Below are 16,157 nucleotides of genomic sequence, written 5' to 3'. Positions count from 1 at the left end.
ACGATTGGGGTTTGTCATGACGGATGCCCTCATGGAAGACAATCCACGCCTGCTGAGCATCCTCGACCGGCTGAGTGCCATGTCGATCGAGGACTACTACAACCCGTACAAGATGTTCCAGTGGCCGGACACGCTGCCCGAGCACATGTGGTGGATGAGCCCCGAGCTGACCACGACGTTCGACACGGAGATCGCCGAGGAGCTCACGCAGGAGCAGCTCTTCGCGCTGTCCAAGTACGAAAGCGTCAACTTCTACAGCCTCAACGTCCACGGTATCCGTGAACTGCTCATCGAGGTCACCAAGCGCATTCACACCGACGACTTCGCCCGGTCCTCGGAGTTCTTCCACCACTTCATCGGTGAGGAGAACGAACACATGTGGTTCTTCGCCGAGTTCTGTCAGCGGTACGGCGGGAAGATCTACAAGCAGATGCGCGGCGGGGCGGAGAGCGTGCCGCCGGACCATGCGGCGAGTCTGCTCGTCTTCGCGCGCATCCTCATCTTCGAGGAACTGGTCGACCACTTCAACGTCAGGATGGGATCGGACGAGCGACTGCACGAGACCATCCGGCAGATCAACCGCATCCATCACCAGGACGAGTCCCGGCACATCGCCTTCGGCCGGGAGCTGGTCAGGATGCTGTTCGAAAGCTTCCGCAGCCGGGCGACACCGGAGGAGCTGGAGCAGGTCAGCAGCTACCTCAAGCGGTACATGACGTACAGCTTCGAGTCGCTGTTCAACCCGCAGGTCTACCGGGACGCCGGCATCGACAAGCCGCTGGAGGTCCGGCGGCGGCTGCTGGAGGGGCCGAGGCGACGCGCATTCGAGGCGCAGGTCTTCCGCAAGACGCTTCCGTACCTCACCAGAATCGGTCTGGTCCGGGACGAGGCGCAGACCGCCGAGGCGTTCGAGGGGACGGTACGGTGACCCTTGCAGGCAGCAGCCGGATCGCCGGAGGGCTCGCCATCCTCGGCGCCCCGGAAACAGCGTTGCTCCGGCTCCTGGACGACACGTTCCGCGGTTGGGGCACCGAGGAAGGGGCCGGGGAGATCTCCGCGCCGCCCGTCTACCCGGTGGACCAGCTGGCGGGGCTGGACACCTATGTGAACTTCCCCCATCTCGCCCTGGTCGCCGGTGCCCTGCGGACGCCCACCTCCGGGCCGTCCAAGGGCCGGTTCTCGCCGGGCCAGGTGGTGGACCCGCATCTCGGCCTGCCCACCGCCAGCTGCTTCGGCGCGTACCTGCTCTTCCAGGACACGCGGGTGTCGCCGGACACCCTCGTGACGCTGGTGAACCGGTGCTTCCGCAACGAGAGCCGTTTCGACGGGCTGCGCCGGCTGCTCAGCTTCCAGATGCGGGAGATCGTCGCCATCGGGTCCTTCGAGCACACCCAGTCCGTGATCGCCCGCTTCCGGGAGCGGATCGGGGAGTTCCTGGGCCGGCTGTCCCTCGACGTCGACGTGCAGCCCGCGACCGATCCGTTCTTCCAGGGCGAGGGCGGGGCCGCGCGCGCCCTGCTGCAGCGCCTGGAGCCGGTGAAGTACGAGTTCCAGGTCGACGGCGTCGCCATCGCCTCGGTCAACACGCACCGGAACTTCTTCGGCGAGCGGTGCCGGATCACGGTCGGGGAGGACGACGCGACCGCGTTCACCGGCTGTGTCGCCTTCGGCCTCGAACGCTGGGTGGGCGTCCTGGTCGACCGCTACGGCAGCGCCGAAACGGCCCGGGCACGAGTCGAGCAGGCGCTCGGTGCACCCGGCTCCGTCTAGCACCCCGCGCGTCGCGGTGGACATCGTGCTGATCTCCCGTGCCGAGGAGCTCCTCGCGCCGGACCGCCGGCCGGTGCTCACCCGCATGCTCCTGCCGCAGGAGATCGCGGCCTGCACCAGGGCGGGCCGCCCGGACCCCAGCGCCGTCGCCGGGCTGCTGGCGGTCAAGGAGGCGGTCTTCAAGCTCTTCCACGTGCGCGACCGGCCGGTGCCGTGGCGCTCCATCCGGGTGGAGAGCGCACCGGGCACCTGGCCGGTCGTCCACCTCGACGGGGTGGCCGCGCACCTGGCCGAGGAGGCCGGGATCCACCCCGAGCCGTCGGTCAGCCTGGCCCACGACGGCGCGTACGCCGTGGCGGTCGCGGCGGCCGCCTGCACAGCAGAACACCACACATCGGAAAGGGGTCGTCAATGACCACGACGGAGACGACGGGCATCGACGTCATCAAGAACTGGATCCTGGCCCGGCACGAGGGGCGCACCGACATCTCCCCCGACGAGGACCTGATCGAGAACCGCCTGGTCGACTCGCTCTCCTTCGTCGAATTCGTCTTCCTGATCGGGGAGACGAGCGGTGTGGAGATCGACATGGACTCCCTCGACATCAACGACGTGCGCACCCTGGCCACCATCGAGAAGCGTTTCCTGTCCAGCTGACCGCGGACGGGAACGGCGCAACGAGAAGGAGGAATTCGCGTGGACGACATCTCCTACACCGCCCAGTGGACCGCGGCCGCCCGCGCGCTGGAGACGGAACGCCCGGACGGCCTCTTCCGCGACGACTACGCCCGGCCCCTGGCCGAACCCCGGGGGTTCGAGCTGCTGGACAAGTACCAGGGCGCCGCCGTGAGCGACTTCATCGCCGTGCGCACCCGCTACATGGACGACGCCCTCGCGCGCATCCTCGGGGAGAGCGGGATACGGCAGGTCGTGTCGCTGGCCAACGGCATGGACGTGCGTACGCACCGCCTCGACTGGCCCGAGGGCGTCACCGTCTTCGAGGTCGACCACGGTGCGCTGATCGACGAGAAGTACCGGCGCCTGGCCGCGCTCGCCGCCGAACCGAAGGTCCGCACGGTGCCCGTCCGGGCCGACCTGGCCGGGGACTGGCTGGAGGCGCTCAAGTCGGGCGGCTTCGACCCTTCGCGGCGCACCCTGTGGATCGCCGAGGGCCTGGTCTTCTTCCTCACGGAGGAGCAGGTCGGGCGGCTGCTCGACACGGTGGCCGGCGCCTGCCCGCCCGACAGCCGGCTCGTGGTCGACATGACCAGCGAGGCCCTGCTGCGCCACCCCATGACCCAGCCGTTCCTGCGCGGCCTGCGCGAGGACGGGACGCCGTGGCAGTTCGGCACGGACGACCCCGAGGAGTTCCTGCGCGGTCACGGCTGGGCGGTGCAGGACCTCAAGCAGCCGGGCGAACCCGGTGCCGGCGAGGGCCGCTGGCCGTACGCCGTCGCCCCGCGCGAGGTGCGCGGTGTGCCGCGGAACTGGCTGATCAGCGCCGTCTCGGTGGCATGAGCGCACCCGGGACCGCATTCACCTTGAACGTCATGTAACCCCCGTTTGGAGATCGCATCACCGTGGCGGAAAACGACAAGTCGGCAGGCGCGCAGCACTGGCGTGTGCCGACGGCGATTTTGGCGCTCGGAGCATTCGTGGTCGGGACCGACGGCTTCATCATCGTCGGCCTCCTCCCGGAAATCCGTAGAACGCTGCACGTCAGCACTGGTGCCGCCGGTCAGTTGGTCAGTTTGTTCTCCCTTGCCTACGCCGTCCTGGGGCCTGTCCTCGCCGCGTTCACGGGCAAGTGGTCCCGGCGCCGGGTGCTCGTGACCGGAGTCGCCCTGCTCGCGGCGGGCAACGCGGTGACCGCGTCGGTGCACCACTACGCGCTGGTGCTCGCCTCGCGCGTCCTGGCGGGTGCGGGTGCCGCGCTGTTCATGGCGAGCGCCGTGGCCACGGCCGCGTACCTCGCAGGGGAGCAGCGGCGGGGCCGGGCCATCGCCATGGTGACCGCCGGGGCGACGCTCGCCCTGGTGCTGGGTGCCCCGCTGGGCACCCTCATCGGCGGGGCCTGGGGCTGGCAGGCGGCGATCTGGTTCGTCGCCGCGGTGGCGGCCGTCGTCGCGGGCGTGGTCGCCGTCCTGCTGCCGCCCGTCCGGCTCGATCAGGGCGCGACCCTGCGGCAGCGCATCGCGCCGCTGACCGACGGGCGGGTGCTGCGGATCCTGGTGGTCACGCTGCTGGCGTTCACCGGCATCTTCCTGCCCTTCACCTACATGAGCGCGGTCTTCGCGCCGGCCGTCGACGGCGAGCAGGCGCGGCTCGCGCTGCTGCTGCTGGTGTTCGGAGTCGCCGCCACCGGAGGGAACCTGGGGGCCGGCGCGCTGGCCGACCGGTACGACCCGCGGCGCGTGGTCCTGGGCGCCACCGTGGGCGTGGCCACGGTGTTCCTGATCATGCTTGCGGTACGGGAGACCTTCCCCCTCGTGGTGATCGCGACGGCACTCAGCGGGGTCGTGTCGTACTCGGTCATCGGGCCGCAGCAGCACCGGATCATCACCTACGCGCCTCCCGGCGGCGCCTCGGTGGTGACCTCGCTGAACACGTCCGCCGCGTACCTGGGCAACTTCGTCTCCAGTGCCCTGGGAGCGGTCGTCCTCACGCGCTCCGCCGCCCTGGTGCTGCCCGTGGCCGCGGCCTTCGCGGCGTGCGCGGCGCTGCTGACCTGGTGGCTGTCGGAGGGCAAGGAAACCGCCGGCGAGACCGACGCGTTGCCCGCGACCGCGAAGTGAGACGGCCGGCAGTGCAGCACGATTTCGACAGAACGGGGCAGAACGCATGGTCAGCATGACGAAACACAGCGTCGACGTCGGTGGCATCCCGGTCGGCTACTACATGGAGGGGCAGGGGCCGGCGCTCGTCCTCCTCCACGGTGGCACCGGGCACCCGGAGACGAGCTTCGCGAGCCTGCTGGAGGAGTTCACCCGGGACCGGACGGCGATCGTGCCGGGGTACTCGGGCAGTGACCTCACTCCCCTCCCCGACGGTGAGGTGGACATCGATCTGCTGGCCGACCAGGTGCTGGGGGTGGTGCGGGCCGCGGGCAAGGGCCCGGTGGACCTCTTCGGCATCTCCACCGGTGCCGTGGTCGCCGCCGCGGCGGCCGCCAAGGAGCCGGAGCTGGTGCGCCGCATGGTGGTCCTGGGAGGATTCCTGCACTACCGGCATCCCTGGCAGCGTCTCCTGGTGCGGACCTGGCGCCGGCTCGCCGACCTGGACGCCAACGCCTTTGCCGAGTACACGCTGCTGCACGTGCTGTCCGACGGCTTCCTGGATTCCATGAGCCCGGGCGACCGCCTGCGGCTGCGCGCCGGGCTCACGCCGACCGAGGGCATGGTCGCGCTGGTCGATCTGGTGAGCCGCGTGGACATCAGCGACCGGGTGGGCCGTATCAAGTCGCCCACGCTCGTCATCGGGATGAAGCACGATCAGCTGGTGCCCGTGCGGTATGCGCGGGAGTTCCGTGCCGCGATACCGGGCAGCGAGTACGTCGAGCTGGACTCGGGCCATGCGGCGGCGATCGAGAAGCCGGCCGAGCTCCTGAAGGTCATCACGGAATTCCTCGCCTGACACACACCGGGACAGGGTCCCTCCAGGGAGGTCGCGCGGCGCCGCCTCTCCGGAGGGACCCTTTTCGGTGTCAGCTGCCGGCGAGGAGTTCGAGGGTGTCGACGACGCGGTGGGAGAAGCCCCACTCGTTGTCGTACCAGGCGACGACCTTGATGTGACGGCCGTCGACGCGGGTGAGGGCGGAGTCGAAGATCGACGAGGCCGGGTTGCCGGTGATGTCGGACGACACGAGCGCGTCCTCGGAGTATTCGAGGATGCCCGCGAGGGGGCCCTCCGCCGCGGCGCGGTAGGCCGCGAGCACCTCGTCCCGTGTCACCTCGCGCGCGACGTGCGTGTTGAGCTCGACGATGGAGCCCACCGGGACGGGCACGCGGATCGAGTCGCCGGACAACTTGCCGTCGAGGCCCGGCAGTACGTGACCGATCGCCTTGGCCGCTCCCGTCGTCGTCGGGGCGATGTTGACGGCGGCGGCGCGGGCACGGCGGGCGTCGCGGTGCGGGCCGTCCTGCAGGTTCTGTTCCTGGGTGTAGGCGTGCACGGTGGTCATGAAGCCGTGCTCGATGCCCGCCAGGTCGTCGAGGACCTTGGCGAGCGGCGCCAGCGCGTTGGTCGTGCACGACGCGTTCGAGACGATCGTGTGCGCGGCCGGGTCGTACATGTCGGTGTTGATGCCGTAGGCGAGCGTGACGTCGGCACCGTCCGAAGGTGCGCTGACCAGCACCTTCTTCGCGCCCGCACCGAGGTGGGCGCTCGCCGCCTTCGCGGCCGTGAACCGGCCGGTCGACTCCAGCACGATCTCGGCCCCGAGGTCGTCCCACGGCAGCTGCGCCGGCTCCCGCTCGGCCAGCACCTTGATGCGCCGGCCGTCGACGACGAGGGTGTCGCCGTCGACCTCCACCGGGCGGCCGAGCCGGCCCGCCGTGGAGTCGAACTTCAGCAGCCGCGCGAGAGCGGCGGGCTCGGTCAGGTCGTTAATGGCGACGACGTCGAGCGCGCTGTCGCGCTCGAGTAAGACGCGCAGCACATTGCGTCCGATGCGGCCGAACCCGTTGATGGCGATGCGAGTCATGTGTTCATCCCCTTCCCTTCACCTGCAGGGCTGTGCGGGGCATTGCCATTGCATGGCAAGGCCCCGGGCACAGCACGGTCGGCATGATCCCCATCCTGCCCCCTTCGGTGAAGGGCTAACCCGGCCGTCAGGCGACCAGCAGGAGAACAAGAACGAGGGCGACCACGGGAACGAGGAACATCGTCGTCAGGTGCGTGATCAGCGTCCGCATCATGCCCAGGACGGAGAAGACCATCAGCCCGCCGGCGAGCCAGCACCCATACACCCGGCCCGCGGCATCGGCCAGGGCCGTCTCCTGCGCGCGGGTGGTGGCCTCGAAGAACCAGACGCCTCCGATGGCCACGAGGAAGAGCACACCGCACAGCAGCACATTGCCCACGCCGACGAGGCGGGCCGCCTTCCCGTCCACCCGGCGTGCCCGCTGTCGAAGGCGTCGTGGGTTCATCCCGCGGCGAGGGTGCTCAGGTGGCGGTGGAGGACCTCGTGGCCCTCGGTGCCGGGGTGCAGGCCGTCGGTGAGGAGGTCGGGCCTGTCCTGCAGGGGCTGCCACATGTCGAGGAAGTCGACGTGGTGGTCCTCGCACCAGGTGCGCAGGGACTCGCGCAGGTTCAGTGCCTGTTCACGGGTGAAGCACAGGCCCTCGTAGTCGGCGGTGCGGGTTTCGTCGAGCCAGAGGGGACCCATGACGACGAGGCGTGCGGCGTGGGCCAGAGCGGTGTCGGCCAGCGCCGCGAGGTTCTCGGTGAGGGCCTTCAGGCCGCCGGGGACGGCCGAGTCGTTGATGCCGGCGGCGACGAGGAGGGTGTCGGGGCGGCGCGGGGCGAGGAGTGCAGGGGTCTGCTCGGCGACGCCGGTCAGGGTGCTGCCGGGGATGGCCAGGTTGAAGACGCGGTGTGCGGCCTCGTTCTGCGCGATGTGGGCGGTGGCCAGGCGGGCGGCCCAGCCGCCGTGCGGGTCGCAGCGGCCGTAGGCGATGCTGTCGCCCACGATCACGATGCGCTCGGCGGCGCGCAGCGGATTGGCGTCGAGGTAGGCCCAGGCATGCTCGCCGGAGGCGAGGACGACGCGGCGGCGGGCGTAGTCGTCGACCTCGTAGGCGTCGGCGGCCGCGAGCTCGGCGTCGGTCAGGTGCAGCACGGCGCCCCCGACCTCGGCGCCGATCCTGCGGGTGAGGGTGAGGTGGACGTCGAGGCCGCTGGTGGCGATGACGGACGGGTCGGTGATCGTCAGGGGCCGGGTCGCGTACCCGGGCAGCGATGCCGGGGAGCTGGGCACGGGCCGTCCGAAGAGGGCGGTCTGGACGTGCTCGTCCCTGAGGGTGCCGAAGGTGAACAGGGTGTGCGGGCGGGGCTCGGTCACGGTGGGCTGCGTGGCCTTTCGTTCCATCTGGTGCGTGATCGGCTCACCCTAACGGGCGTGCCGAGGGGCATCGACGGCAAGGCGCTCGCTCCGTGAGCGCGTCGTCCGCCCGGTTCGATGAGGAACTCCCCCGGACGTTCGGGAGTTGAGCCGTCATGAGTGAGGTTGTGCCGTATCTGGTGACGGTGGGGTGCCTGGTCACGGTCATGGGCTTCCTCACGTGGCTGAAAGGCGTGCTGCGCCGCCGTGGGATCGTGGGCTCGGCTGTCCGCGGGGCGCTGGCCTCCTATGAGGAGGCCATGCGCGTCACCGCGTACGAATCCCACCATGAGGTGCGCGCGCAGGCGGACCGGCAGGCGCCGGTCGTCTCTCCCGACGGCCCCTGGTGGGTGGGTCGCGGCGCAGCGAGGGAGACCGGGCCGGGGCGGACGGCTCGCCGCCGCGGCACCGGACGCCTGCGCCGCCCGCGCCGCCGGTGGCGGCGTTAGGCGCTGTCCGGCGGATCGTGCAGCACGTCGACTGCGGGCCGTCGGTGGCCGATCGCGCAGTTCCCCGCGCCCCTACGGGGCGCCCCCGTAAGGGGCGCGGGGAACTGCGCGACAAGCCACGACGCGCCCGCAGACGAAAGCGCCGTGTCGCACCCCCGCGGTGGCAGCCGCACATCGACGACGCCCCGCGCCCCTACGGGGCGCCCGGCGTCACAGCCGCCGGACGCGCAGTACGCCGGTGAGCATCGGCAGGGTGAACTCGCCGTGGGCGGTCTCCGGCCTGCCGGCGAGATACTCGCGGATGCGGCCAAGGGCGGCCTGCTGTTCCCGCTCCGGCATGACGAGCATGCCCGCCCGCGTGGCGAGCGTCGCGACGAGGGAGTCGGCGGTGCGGCGCTGGCCGTGGGGGAACGCGGCCTGCTGCGGCGAGCCGAAGCGGGCGGTGCCGGTGCGGGGCAGGTGCATGTCGGCCGTGGCGGCGTGCCAGGCGGCGGGCGTGTCACGGGGGCCGACGGCCGCGCTCCCGCCGACCTGCGCAAGCCCGGCGACCCACGCGACCTGGTCGTCCATGACGTTCCACAGGCCGGCCAGGATGCCGCCGGGCGCGAGGACCCTGGCGATCTCGGGTCCCGCGAGGTCCATGTCGAACCAGTGCATGGCATTGCCGGCCAGGACGGCGTCGACGGACGCGTCCGGCAGCGGTATCGCCTCGGCGCTGCCCGGCAGGGCGCGGACGGCCGGCAGCGTACGGCGCAGCTCGGCCAGCATCGCCGGGTCGGGCTCGACGGCGGTGACCTCGGCGCCGGTCGCGACCAGCGTGGCGGTGAGCTTGCCGGTTCCGGCGCCGAGGTCGAGCACGCGCGGGCCGGGCGCGGGTTCCAGGGCCCAGCGCACGGCGGCCTGCGCGTAATCGGGACGGTGTTCGGCGTAGGCGACCGCGGCTGCACCGAAGGACGAGGCGTGGAGTAACCGTTCGTTGCGATCCATTCGGTCACGCTACCCGCGCGGTCGGCGGTCGACTACTGACCGCTGCTCCTTGGGTTGTTACTCTTTTCGCTCATGCGAGCCCTCTTCCCAGGATCCTTCGACCCGGTCACTCAAGGGCACCAGGACGTACTCCGCCGCGCTTCCCTCCTGTTCGACGAGGTCGTCGTGTGCGCGATGCACAACCCCGGCAAGACCGGCCGCTTCCCCGTCGCGGAACGGCTCACCCGGCTCCGCGCGGCGGCAACCGGCTTGAGCAACGTCACGGTCGACTCGCACACCGGCCTGCTGGTCGACTATTGCCGCGAAGCCGGAATCGATGTCGTCATCCGCGGAGTCCGTGGCGTTCGCGACCTGGACTACGAAATGCCGATGGCCCGCATGAACCACGAGCTGGCCGGAATCGAGACGTTCTTCATCGCCGCCGACCCGGCCCTGGCCCACATCTCCTCGACCCTCGTCACCACGATGAATCAATAGAGCACGGTCTCAATAGGTGAGCACCGGGCTCTTCACGAACTCGGCGAAGGCGTAATTCTTCCCGTTGGGAAGGATCTGCAGTTCGGCCCGGTACACATGCCCGGGGGTCGGATTGGGCAGCGTGTAGAACTGTTCCAGCGGCCGGTCGCAGCGGCGCAGTTCGCGTTCCCACTGCCAGCCGGTGGTGTCGTCGAAGGCCACCAGCCGCATGCGGCAGTCGCCTCCGGCACCGGGCCAGTCGCTGCGGGCCTCGAAGAGGATGTCGCCGCCGTGGCCCCCGTCGTCCACGAGGCTGACGCAGGCCTGCTTGGTCGCGGGACCCGTACAGCCGCCGCCTGTTGCTGCCGCCGCTGCGGTGGCCGGAGTGCCGGCCAGGGCGATGCCTGCCAGGGAAAGGGCGGTTGCCGCCCATGCCGCGATGCGCGGTAATGCACGGAGAATCATTGTTCCACCTCGCATGACTCGGTTTCCGGAAGATCACCGGAAAGGAATGTGCCGAGCATATGAGGAGACGGATTCTTTGTGCCGTTCATTTTTTGACGCCCGGTCGGGTGGCGACGGCCACCTGATCGACCCGGTCGGCTGATCGACCCGGTCGGCTGACGACGGCCTGCGAGTGGACGGCCCGCCTCCTCTCTCTGACGGCCCCTGTTGCGCACGGTCCGCGTGCGGAATGCTGATCGGCATGACACCAGGAACCCGACGCGTCGGCGTGCACGGACCGACGCGAACGAGCCCCGCTCACCGTCGGCACCGTATCCGCCTCGTGGCGGCGTCCCTGCTGGCCGCGGTCGGCCTGGCCGTCGCCGTCGACCGGCCAGGCCAGGCCGTCGCGCAACCGGCCGCGGCTCCGACCGCCACACCGGCCGACGCCACGACCGCCGCCCTCGGCGGCGGCACCACGGCACAGCAGCACGCCCAGCTGAGACAGTTGATGCGCAAGCTGGTGGCTGCCGGGACGCCGGGCGTGATCGTGCGGGTGGACGACGGCCGGGGCCGAACGGTTCAGATCACCGAGCAGGCCCCGTGGACCATGAAGGACCACCGGCTCGGCGTGGGGGACGAGTTCCGGATGGGCTCCAACACCAAGACCATGATGGCCACCCTCGTCCTGCAACTCGTCGGCGAGGGCAGGCTCGCCCTGACCGACCCGGTGGAGAAGTGGCTGCCGGGCCACGTCCCGAACGGCCGCGCGATCACCCTGCGGATGCTGCTGAACCACACCAGCGGCCTGTTCGACTACACCGAGGACGCCACGCTCTGGCCGTCCGTCCTGGGCAAGGACCGGAGGTCCTGGACGTCGGCGCAGTTGCTCGCCGTCGGTGTGCAGCACGATCCGCTCTTCGCGCCGGGCGCCAAGTGGTCGTACAGCAACACCAACTACGCCGCCGTCGGCGCGGTCCTGGAGAAGGTGACCGGCAGGAGCCTGGCCGATCTGGTACGCGACCGGATCGCCCGGCCGCTCGGCCTGAAGCACACCTACTTCGCCACGGACCCCGCCTGGCGCGGCCGCCACGCGCGCGGCTACGAACCCGACGAGACCCACATGCCGCCGGGAGTGCCGGCCGGGGTCAGGGACTACGCCGGGGCGCACCGCGCCGGTCATGTGGACGTCTCCGACAACAGCCCCTCCTGGGCAGGCGCAGCCGGGGCGGTGGTCTCCACCGCCCACGACTGGGCCCGATTCTACGCCGCGTTGATGTCCGGCAAGGTGCTGCCCGCCGCGCAGCTGGCACAGATGCGCACGACCGTGCCGACGGCCCCGGGGCGTCCGGACGGGCCCGGCTACGGGCTGGGCATCCTCACCGCCACGACCCCGTGCGGCACGGTGTGGGCCCACGAGGGCGGCATCCCCGGCTACCTGAGCCTCAACGCCACCGACCCCACCGGCAGGCGCACGGCGAGCATCCTTGTCTCCACCGAGGCATACAGCGAGTATCCGGGCGCCTTCCCTGCGGAGATCGCAAAGGCCGATCAGGCGCTCAAGTCCGCGGCGATTTGTGCCATGTTCGACAAGGCGGCACCGTCCGGGGCTCCCACCGGCTTCAGTGGCGCCTCGGGCCGGTGAAGGGGTGCCCCGGCGTCGTCACCGGCAGCGGGGGATGTTGGGGTCCCGGTCGACGGAGCGGGCGTTGCCGTCGGCGTATCCGGCGAAAACGTAGGCGTTGCCGGTCCAGTACCAACCGTAGCCGTTGTTGTAGTTCACCTCGTTCACGCGGTACCAGGTGTTGCCGTAGTTGCCGATCTGCTCGCCGACGGTCCAGCACTGGGCGTAGACCGAGCCGCCCGGAGGGACGTCGGGCCAGCTGATCTTGCCGCCCGTGGTGTTGGGGCCGTTGTAGAGGCCGACCCAGTGGCCGACGTTGATCGGGACGATGTCGTCGGCGGAGGCGCTGCCCGCCGTCGCCATGAGCGCACCGGCGCTCACCACCGCGGCTGCCGCGAGTGTCGCGGCGCGGCGTCCGAATCTCATCCTCATGCGGTGCTCCTCGTCGTACGGCCCCGGGATGTGGGGCACGGATTCCAGGGAACCGAATGACATGTCCACGGTCGAATGATTCGATTTTTTTCGAAGACGACCACGTGACGGGGGCTGCTCGTGATCCGGATACGGCTGGGCGCGGAGGGTTTGGGCAGAGTCCGGTTCGCCATGTCGCCTCTGGACGCGGCCAAGGATCTGCTCTTCGCTCTCGGCCGGTCGCCGCGTGCGCTCGGCGCGGCCTGGCGCGCCCGGGCGGTGGACGCCCTGTCGGAACGACGGTTGGGGCTCCTGGCCGTCGTCGCCGGCGGAGGGCCGGGCGGTTACGCTCCCGACTTCCTGCGCCCGGAGCCCGCGGGGTTCCAGGTGGCCCTCGACAGCGCCCTGCATCAGGTGGCGACGACGCCGAGCGAGCGGATCCGGTACGAGCTGACGGCGGCCATCGGCGGCCACTCGTGGGGCGGGGCCGTGGGCCACGGGCCGCCTCGGCTGCTCCTGATGGCCATGGACCGGGGCGAGCAGTACGTGGCGCAGCGTCTCGCTGCGGAGCTGGAGCAGTTCTGGTGTGCGGTCCTGGCGCCCCACTGGCCCGGTATGCGGGTCCGGTTGGAGGGGGAGGTCGCCGTCCGGGCGTCCTTGATCGCCCGGCACGGCATCGCGGACACCGTCAACCGGTTGGCCCCCAACCTGGAGTGGCGCGAGGGCGCCCTACGCGTCCATTTGCTCGCCACGAGTTCCCACCGGCTGAGTCTCGATGCCGACGCGGCGATCCTCGTACCCAGTGTCTTCGCGGGGCGGGCGACCTTCTGCGGCGCGGAGCCCCCGGGCGCGCCGGCTCCCCGCACCCCGCTGATCGTCTATCCGGCTGCGCCGAACGACTGTCTTCCGCCGTCGCGCGGTGACGAGCTGATCGGCGCGACCCGCAGGAAGGTGTTGGCCGAGCTGGCCCAGCCGCGCTCCACGGGAGAGCTCGCCCGGCGTCTGTACCTCAGCCCGGCGACGGTCTCCTACCACCTGCAGATCCTCCATCGTGCGGGGCTGGTGCAACGCGCCCGCCGTTCCCGAACCGTCTTCTATCAGAGGCTCGCGGCGGAGCCCCGCTTCGCCGACGACGCGGGGTGACCAACGGCGGGGTCCACCCGGCTACAGCCGCTCAACTTTGGACGCTACGTGTCCACGGTCGCAGTTTCTCCGGGTTGCGGACCACCCAGATCCGGCTGACGCGTCCGTCGGTGATGTCGAACGAGGCCACGGTCACGACGAGGCCGGCGCGCCGCGCCACCAGGCCCGGGGTGCCGTTGACCGATCGTTCGAGGAGTTCGAGTCCCGGGGCCTTGTCGGCGATGGCGACCATGTACGGGGCGATGCGGGCGCCGCCATCGACCGGGCGCAGGACGGTGCCGACCATGCCGCCGCCGTCGGCGGTCATCACGGCGTCCGGGTCGAGGAGGCCGATCAGGGCTGCGATGTCCTTGGCTTCCCAGGCTTCCTTGATGTGCCGCACCACGTCGGTCCGGCCGGTCTCCGTGGCCGGGGCGCGGGCGTCGCCTGCCCGTCGCCGGGCGGAGGAGGCCAGTTGCTTGCAGGCGGCGGGGGTCCGGTCGAGGATTCCGGCGATCTCGGCGAACGGGTAGCGGAAGACGTCGTGGAGGACGAACGCCACCCGCTCGGCGGGCGTCATCGACTCCAGGACGACGAGGAAGGCCATCGCCACCGACTCGTCGACGACGATCTGGTCGGCGGGGTCGGCGCCGCCTGCACCGGTCCACTCGGTGCTGTCGGGCAGCGGCTCGGGCAGCCACGGGCCGACGTAGCGTTCGCGGCGGGCCCGTGCCGAGCCGAGCAGATCCAGGCAGATGCGGCCGGTCACCGTCGTCAGCCAGGCGCCGGGCGAGCGGATCTCCTCCTGCCGGCTTCGCGGCAGTCCGTACCAGCGTGCGTAGGCGTCCTGGACGGCGTCCTCGGCCTCGGTGACCGAACCGAGCAGCCGGTACGCCACGTTGATCAGTTGGCGTCTCTCGGCTGCTGTCCCGGCAGTTTCCATGCTTGCCGCCGCCCCCTCGCCTGACCTTTTGCCGCCTCGCTTCGTCGGACTGATGAGACCTTATCGACCCATTGGGGGAGCAGGGACATGGCCAATCCGACGACGAAGACCGCGAGCGCACGGCGCAATTCCGCGTTCCTGCAGGTCGCGATCGCCCTGCAGACGTTGACGATCTTCCTTCTGGCGGTCTCCGCCGGGCTGCTGCTGGCCTCGTCCTACGGGGAGACGCTGCACAGCGTGGGAGCCCGGGTGATGTACGGGGCGTCGATGCTGTACGTTCTCGCGGCAGTGCTGGCGTGGAAGCCGGGCGGCGGCTCGGCCCGGCCCGTCCTGCACGCGTCGGGCTTCCTCGCGCTCGCCTCGGTTCAGGTGGTGCTGGGCATTGCGCACGTCCCGTCGGTGCATGTCCCGCTGGGCGTGCTGATGTTCGGCCTGAGCGTGCTGGCACTGGCCCGGCGCTGAGGTGACACGCGATGCGCACGGGGGCCCGCGCCCCCACGACCTTTCTGCTGCTTCCAGGGCATAGGCACAATGCGGACCTTCGCCATGCCCTGTAGCGCGACCTGTGGCGCGCCCTGTGCCGGCCGCGCGGCCGCACCCAGCGGGCAGCAAGCAGGGTCGGGACCACTGCTGAGCGATGAGGTAGGGCCCGGCTGTCGGCCGCCGATCCCCTACCCGGGCATCCCGCACAGAAGCGGGGGTTTGCCCGATTGCTGACATCTGTCACATCAGGGCTTGGACGTTCGGCACTGCCGTAGACGGGAGCAGCGGTGCGATGGTGGGTCCGTTGATCTCCGCGGGCCGCTGGTCTCGCGGCCGGCACGAGGAAGGAGGCGGCGCCTCTTGGTTCCGCTTCCCCCTCTGTTCTGTTGAGAAGTCATCGTGACGTCCACGCGAATATCCGTCATCGCGACAAGGCGTATTCGCCGTAGAAGTCCACTGAGACTCACTCATGCACCACTCTGCCCCCGGAGCAGGCCTGATGGGGCAGTCAATGACCGACCTTCTTCTGCTCGTACTGTCGCCTATAGGAGTTGTCATGCTTCGTCACGCTCTCCGTGCCGGCTTAGCCGTCACCGCCCTCGCCGGTTTTGCGCTTGCCCCCACTGCAGCGTTCGCGGCCGCGGACGACGGTGCCCGCACCGCGTCACCGACCACGCCTTCAACCGACCACTGCACGGTGGTCAAGAACGACAGTATCGGTGCGGGCATGGGCATCCGGATGACGATGAGCCCCCAGGGGCCGTCGGTCACCTTCCTCGACGCGGCTGACGACAGCCCGATCACCAGATTCGGCACGCTCGACCGCAGCCGTCCCGCGCTGCCGCAGGGCGCGGGCATCGAGGAGGAGATCCTCAATCCGTACGGCTCGACTCCCCAGCTGCTCACCAAGACCGACGGCGGCATGGACGGCCTGTACGGACTCGTCGACTTCCCCCGATTGCCCAAGGGATGTTCGGTGGACAGGGCAACGGTCGTCAAGCAGTGCACCGTGGTCAAGCGCCAGGACATCGGCGCGGGCACCGAAGCCCGGATGACGACGAGCCCGCAGGGCCCCTCCGTGGACTTCTACGACTGGGTCGACGGCAGCCGGATCGCCCGCCTGGGCACGCTCGACCGTGCACGCCCCAAGCTTCCCGAGTCCGCCGGGATCTACGAGGAAATCGTGGAGCCGAACAGCTGGACCCCGCAACTGAAGTCGAAGACGCAGGGCGGTCCCACCCCGTACACATTCCACGAATTCGCCAAGATGCCCAAGGGATGCCCCCTTCACTGACCCGATTCCCACCAGTCAGCCGCCCCACGCTTCCGGCCGGAACCACCCTCACACGAGGCCTTCCGGCCGGAGAG

20 protein-coding genes are annotated in these 16,157 nt (G+C 70.3%); 13 read left to right on the top strand and 7 right to left on the bottom strand.

Annotation, left to right across the window (positions count from 1 at the left end; genetic code table 11):
* Nucleotides 1-16 precede the first annotated feature (16 nt).
* The 7 genes from AC27L3_RS00840 to AC27L3_RS00810 all read left to right on the top strand — a co-directional run bounded on the left by AC27L3_RS00840 (nucleotide 17) and on the right by AC27L3_RS00810 (nucleotide 5,403).
* Nucleotides 17-928, top strand: a complete 912-nt coding sequence (locus AC27L3_RS00840) for a diiron oxygenase (protein ID WP_487231994.1) — start codon at nucleotides 17-19, stop codon at nucleotides 926-928.
* Nucleotides 925-1,770 (top strand): class-II aminoacyl-tRNA synthetase family protein, encoded by an 846-nt coding sequence (locus AC27L3_RS00835; protein ID WP_487231993.1) that lies wholly within the window; start codon nucleotides 925-927, stop codon nucleotides 1,768-1,770. Before AC27L3_RS00840 ends, AC27L3_RS00835 begins: the two co-directional genes overlap by 4 nt.
* Nucleotides 1,751-2,185 (top strand): holo-ACP synthase, encoded by a 435-nt coding sequence (locus AC27L3_RS00830; protein ID WP_487231992.1) that lies wholly within the window; start codon nucleotides 1,751-1,753, stop codon nucleotides 2,183-2,185. Before AC27L3_RS00835 ends, AC27L3_RS00830 begins: the two co-directional genes overlap by 20 nt.
* Nucleotides 2,182-2,427, top strand: a complete 246-nt coding sequence (locus tag AC27L3_RS00825) for a phosphopantetheine-binding protein (RefSeq protein WP_487231991.1) — start codon at nucleotides 2,182-2,184, stop codon at nucleotides 2,425-2,427. Before AC27L3_RS00830 ends, AC27L3_RS00825 begins: the two co-directional genes overlap by 4 nt.
* Nucleotides 2,428-2,466: 39 nt before the next feature.
* Nucleotides 2,467-3,288, top strand: coding sequence for an SAM-dependent methyltransferase (locus AC27L3_RS00820; protein ID WP_487231990.1), 822 nt, complete (start codon nucleotides 2,467-2,469; stop codon nucleotides 3,286-3,288).
* A gap of 62 nt (nucleotides 3,289-3,350) precedes the next feature.
* Nucleotides 3,351-4,565 carry an MFS transporter gene (locus tag AC27L3_RS00815; protein WP_487231989.1) on the top strand — a complete coding sequence of 405 codons (1,215 nt, stop codon included), beginning with the start codon at nucleotides 3,351-3,353 and terminating at the stop codon, nucleotides 4,563-4,565.
* A 55-nt stretch (nucleotides 4,566-4,620) separates the two neighbouring features.
* Complete coding sequence (locus tag AC27L3_RS00810; RefSeq protein WP_487231988.1) at nucleotides 4,621-5,403, top strand: alpha/beta fold hydrolase; 783 nt, start codon at nucleotides 4,621-4,623, stop codon at nucleotides 5,401-5,403.
* A gap of 70 nt (nucleotides 5,404-5,473) precedes the next feature.
* On the opposite strand, the gene gap is transcribed toward AC27L3_RS00810, so the two are convergent.
* The 3 genes from gap to AC27L3_RS00795 all read right to left on the bottom strand — a co-directional run bounded on the left by gap (nucleotide 5,474) and on the right by AC27L3_RS00795 (nucleotide 7,831).
* Nucleotides 5,474-6,472 carry a type I glyceraldehyde-3-phosphate dehydrogenase gene (gap, locus tag AC27L3_RS00805; protein WP_487231987.1) on the bottom strand — a complete coding sequence of 333 codons (999 nt, stop codon included), beginning with the start codon at nucleotides 6,470-6,472 and terminating at the stop codon, nucleotides 5,474-5,476.
* Between the two features lie 127 nt (nucleotides 6,473-6,599).
* Entirely contained in the window at nucleotides 6,600-6,881 is a 282-nt protein-coding gene (locus AC27L3_RS00800; RefSeq protein ID WP_487231986.1) for a hypothetical protein, read from the bottom strand.
* A gap of 32 nt (nucleotides 6,882-6,913) precedes the next feature.
* Nucleotides 6,914-7,831: a GDSL-type esterase/lipase family protein gene (locus AC27L3_RS00795; protein ID WP_487231985.1), complete on the bottom strand. Its 918-nt coding sequence runs from the start codon at nucleotides 7,829-7,831 to the stop codon at nucleotides 6,914-6,916.
* A 155-nt stretch (nucleotides 7,832-7,986) separates the two neighbouring features.
* On the opposite strand from AC27L3_RS00795, the gene AC27L3_RS00790 reads away from it, so the two are divergent.
* Nucleotides 7,987-8,319 carry a hypothetical protein gene (locus AC27L3_RS00790; protein ID WP_487231984.1) on the top strand — a complete coding sequence of 111 codons (333 nt, stop codon included), beginning with the start codon at nucleotides 7,987-7,989 and terminating at the stop codon, nucleotides 8,317-8,319.
* A 210-nt stretch (nucleotides 8,320-8,529) separates the two neighbouring features.
* Here AC27L3_RS00790 and AC27L3_RS00785 read toward each other — a convergent pair whose 3' ends face one another.
* Nucleotides 8,530-9,306 (bottom strand): class I SAM-dependent methyltransferase, encoded by a 777-nt coding sequence (locus AC27L3_RS00785; protein ID WP_487231983.1) that lies wholly within the window; start codon nucleotides 9,304-9,306, stop codon nucleotides 8,530-8,532.
* Nucleotides 9,307-9,378: 72 nt separating this feature from the next.
* Between AC27L3_RS00785 and coaD the strand changes: the two genes are divergently transcribed.
* The gene (gene coaD / locus AC27L3_RS00780) at nucleotides 9,379-9,783 is read left to right on the top strand and encodes a pantetheine-phosphate adenylyltransferase (protein ID WP_487231982.1); all 405 of its coding nucleotides are present in this window, start codon (nucleotides 9,379-9,381) and stop codon (nucleotides 9,781-9,783) included.
* Nucleotides 9,784-9,792: 9 nt separating this feature from the next.
* Here coaD and AC27L3_RS00775 read toward each other — a convergent pair whose 3' ends face one another.
* Nucleotides 9,793-10,227 (bottom strand): hypothetical protein, encoded by a 435-nt coding sequence (locus AC27L3_RS00775; protein ID WP_487231981.1) that lies wholly within the window; start codon nucleotides 10,225-10,227, stop codon nucleotides 9,793-9,795.
* A 322-nt stretch (nucleotides 10,228-10,549) separates the two neighbouring features.
* Here AC27L3_RS00775 and AC27L3_RS00770 point away from each other — a divergent pair, with 322 nt between their 5' ends.
* Nucleotides 10,550-11,851 carry a serine hydrolase domain-containing protein gene (locus AC27L3_RS00770; RefSeq protein WP_487231980.1) on the top strand — a complete coding sequence of 434 codons (1,302 nt, stop codon included), beginning with the start codon at nucleotides 10,550-10,552 and terminating at the stop codon, nucleotides 11,849-11,851.
* Between the two features lie 18 nt (nucleotides 11,852-11,869).
* Here the strand turns inward: AC27L3_RS00770 and AC27L3_RS00765 are convergent, their stop codons facing one another.
* Nucleotides 11,870-12,262 carry a hypothetical protein gene (locus tag AC27L3_RS00765; protein ID WP_487231979.1) on the bottom strand — a complete coding sequence of 131 codons (393 nt, stop codon included), beginning with the start codon at nucleotides 12,260-12,262 and terminating at the stop codon, nucleotides 11,870-11,872.
* Between the two features lie 171 nt (nucleotides 12,263-12,433).
* Between AC27L3_RS00765 and AC27L3_RS00760 the strand changes: the two genes are divergently transcribed.
* Nucleotides 12,434-13,384: an ArsR/SmtB family transcription factor gene (locus AC27L3_RS00760; protein ID WP_487231978.1), complete on the top strand. Its 951-nt coding sequence runs from the start codon at nucleotides 12,434-12,436 to the stop codon at nucleotides 13,382-13,384.
* Nucleotides 13,385-13,415: 31 nt separating this feature from the next.
* Here the strand turns inward: AC27L3_RS00760 and sigJ are convergent, their stop codons facing one another.
* A complete protein-coding gene (gene sigJ, locus AC27L3_RS00755) occupies nucleotides 13,416-14,306 on the bottom strand; it encodes an RNA polymerase sigma factor SigJ (RefSeq protein WP_487231977.1) in 891 nt (296 codons plus the stop codon).
* Nucleotides 14,307-14,393: 87 nt separating this feature from the next.
* Here sigJ and AC27L3_RS00750 point away from each other — a divergent pair, with 87 nt between their 5' ends.
* Both AC27L3_RS00750 and AC27L3_RS00745 read left to right on the top strand, forming a co-directional pair.
* Nucleotides 14,394-14,768: a hypothetical protein gene (locus AC27L3_RS00750; RefSeq protein ID WP_487231976.1), complete on the top strand. Its 375-nt coding sequence runs from the start codon at nucleotides 14,394-14,396 to the stop codon at nucleotides 14,766-14,768.
* 577 nt (nucleotides 14,769-15,345) lie between these two features.
* Entirely contained in the window at nucleotides 15,346-16,083 is a 738-nt protein-coding gene (locus tag AC27L3_RS00745; RefSeq protein ID WP_487231975.1) for a hypothetical protein, read from the top strand.
* The last annotated feature ends 74 nt before the right edge of the window (nucleotides 16,084-16,157 follow it).

It is taken from the genome of Streptomyces sp. PKA51 (assembly GCF_057552455.1).
The sequence above is the reverse complement of the archived record's forward strand: the minus strand, read 5'-3'. Positions and strand labels throughout refer to the sequence as shown.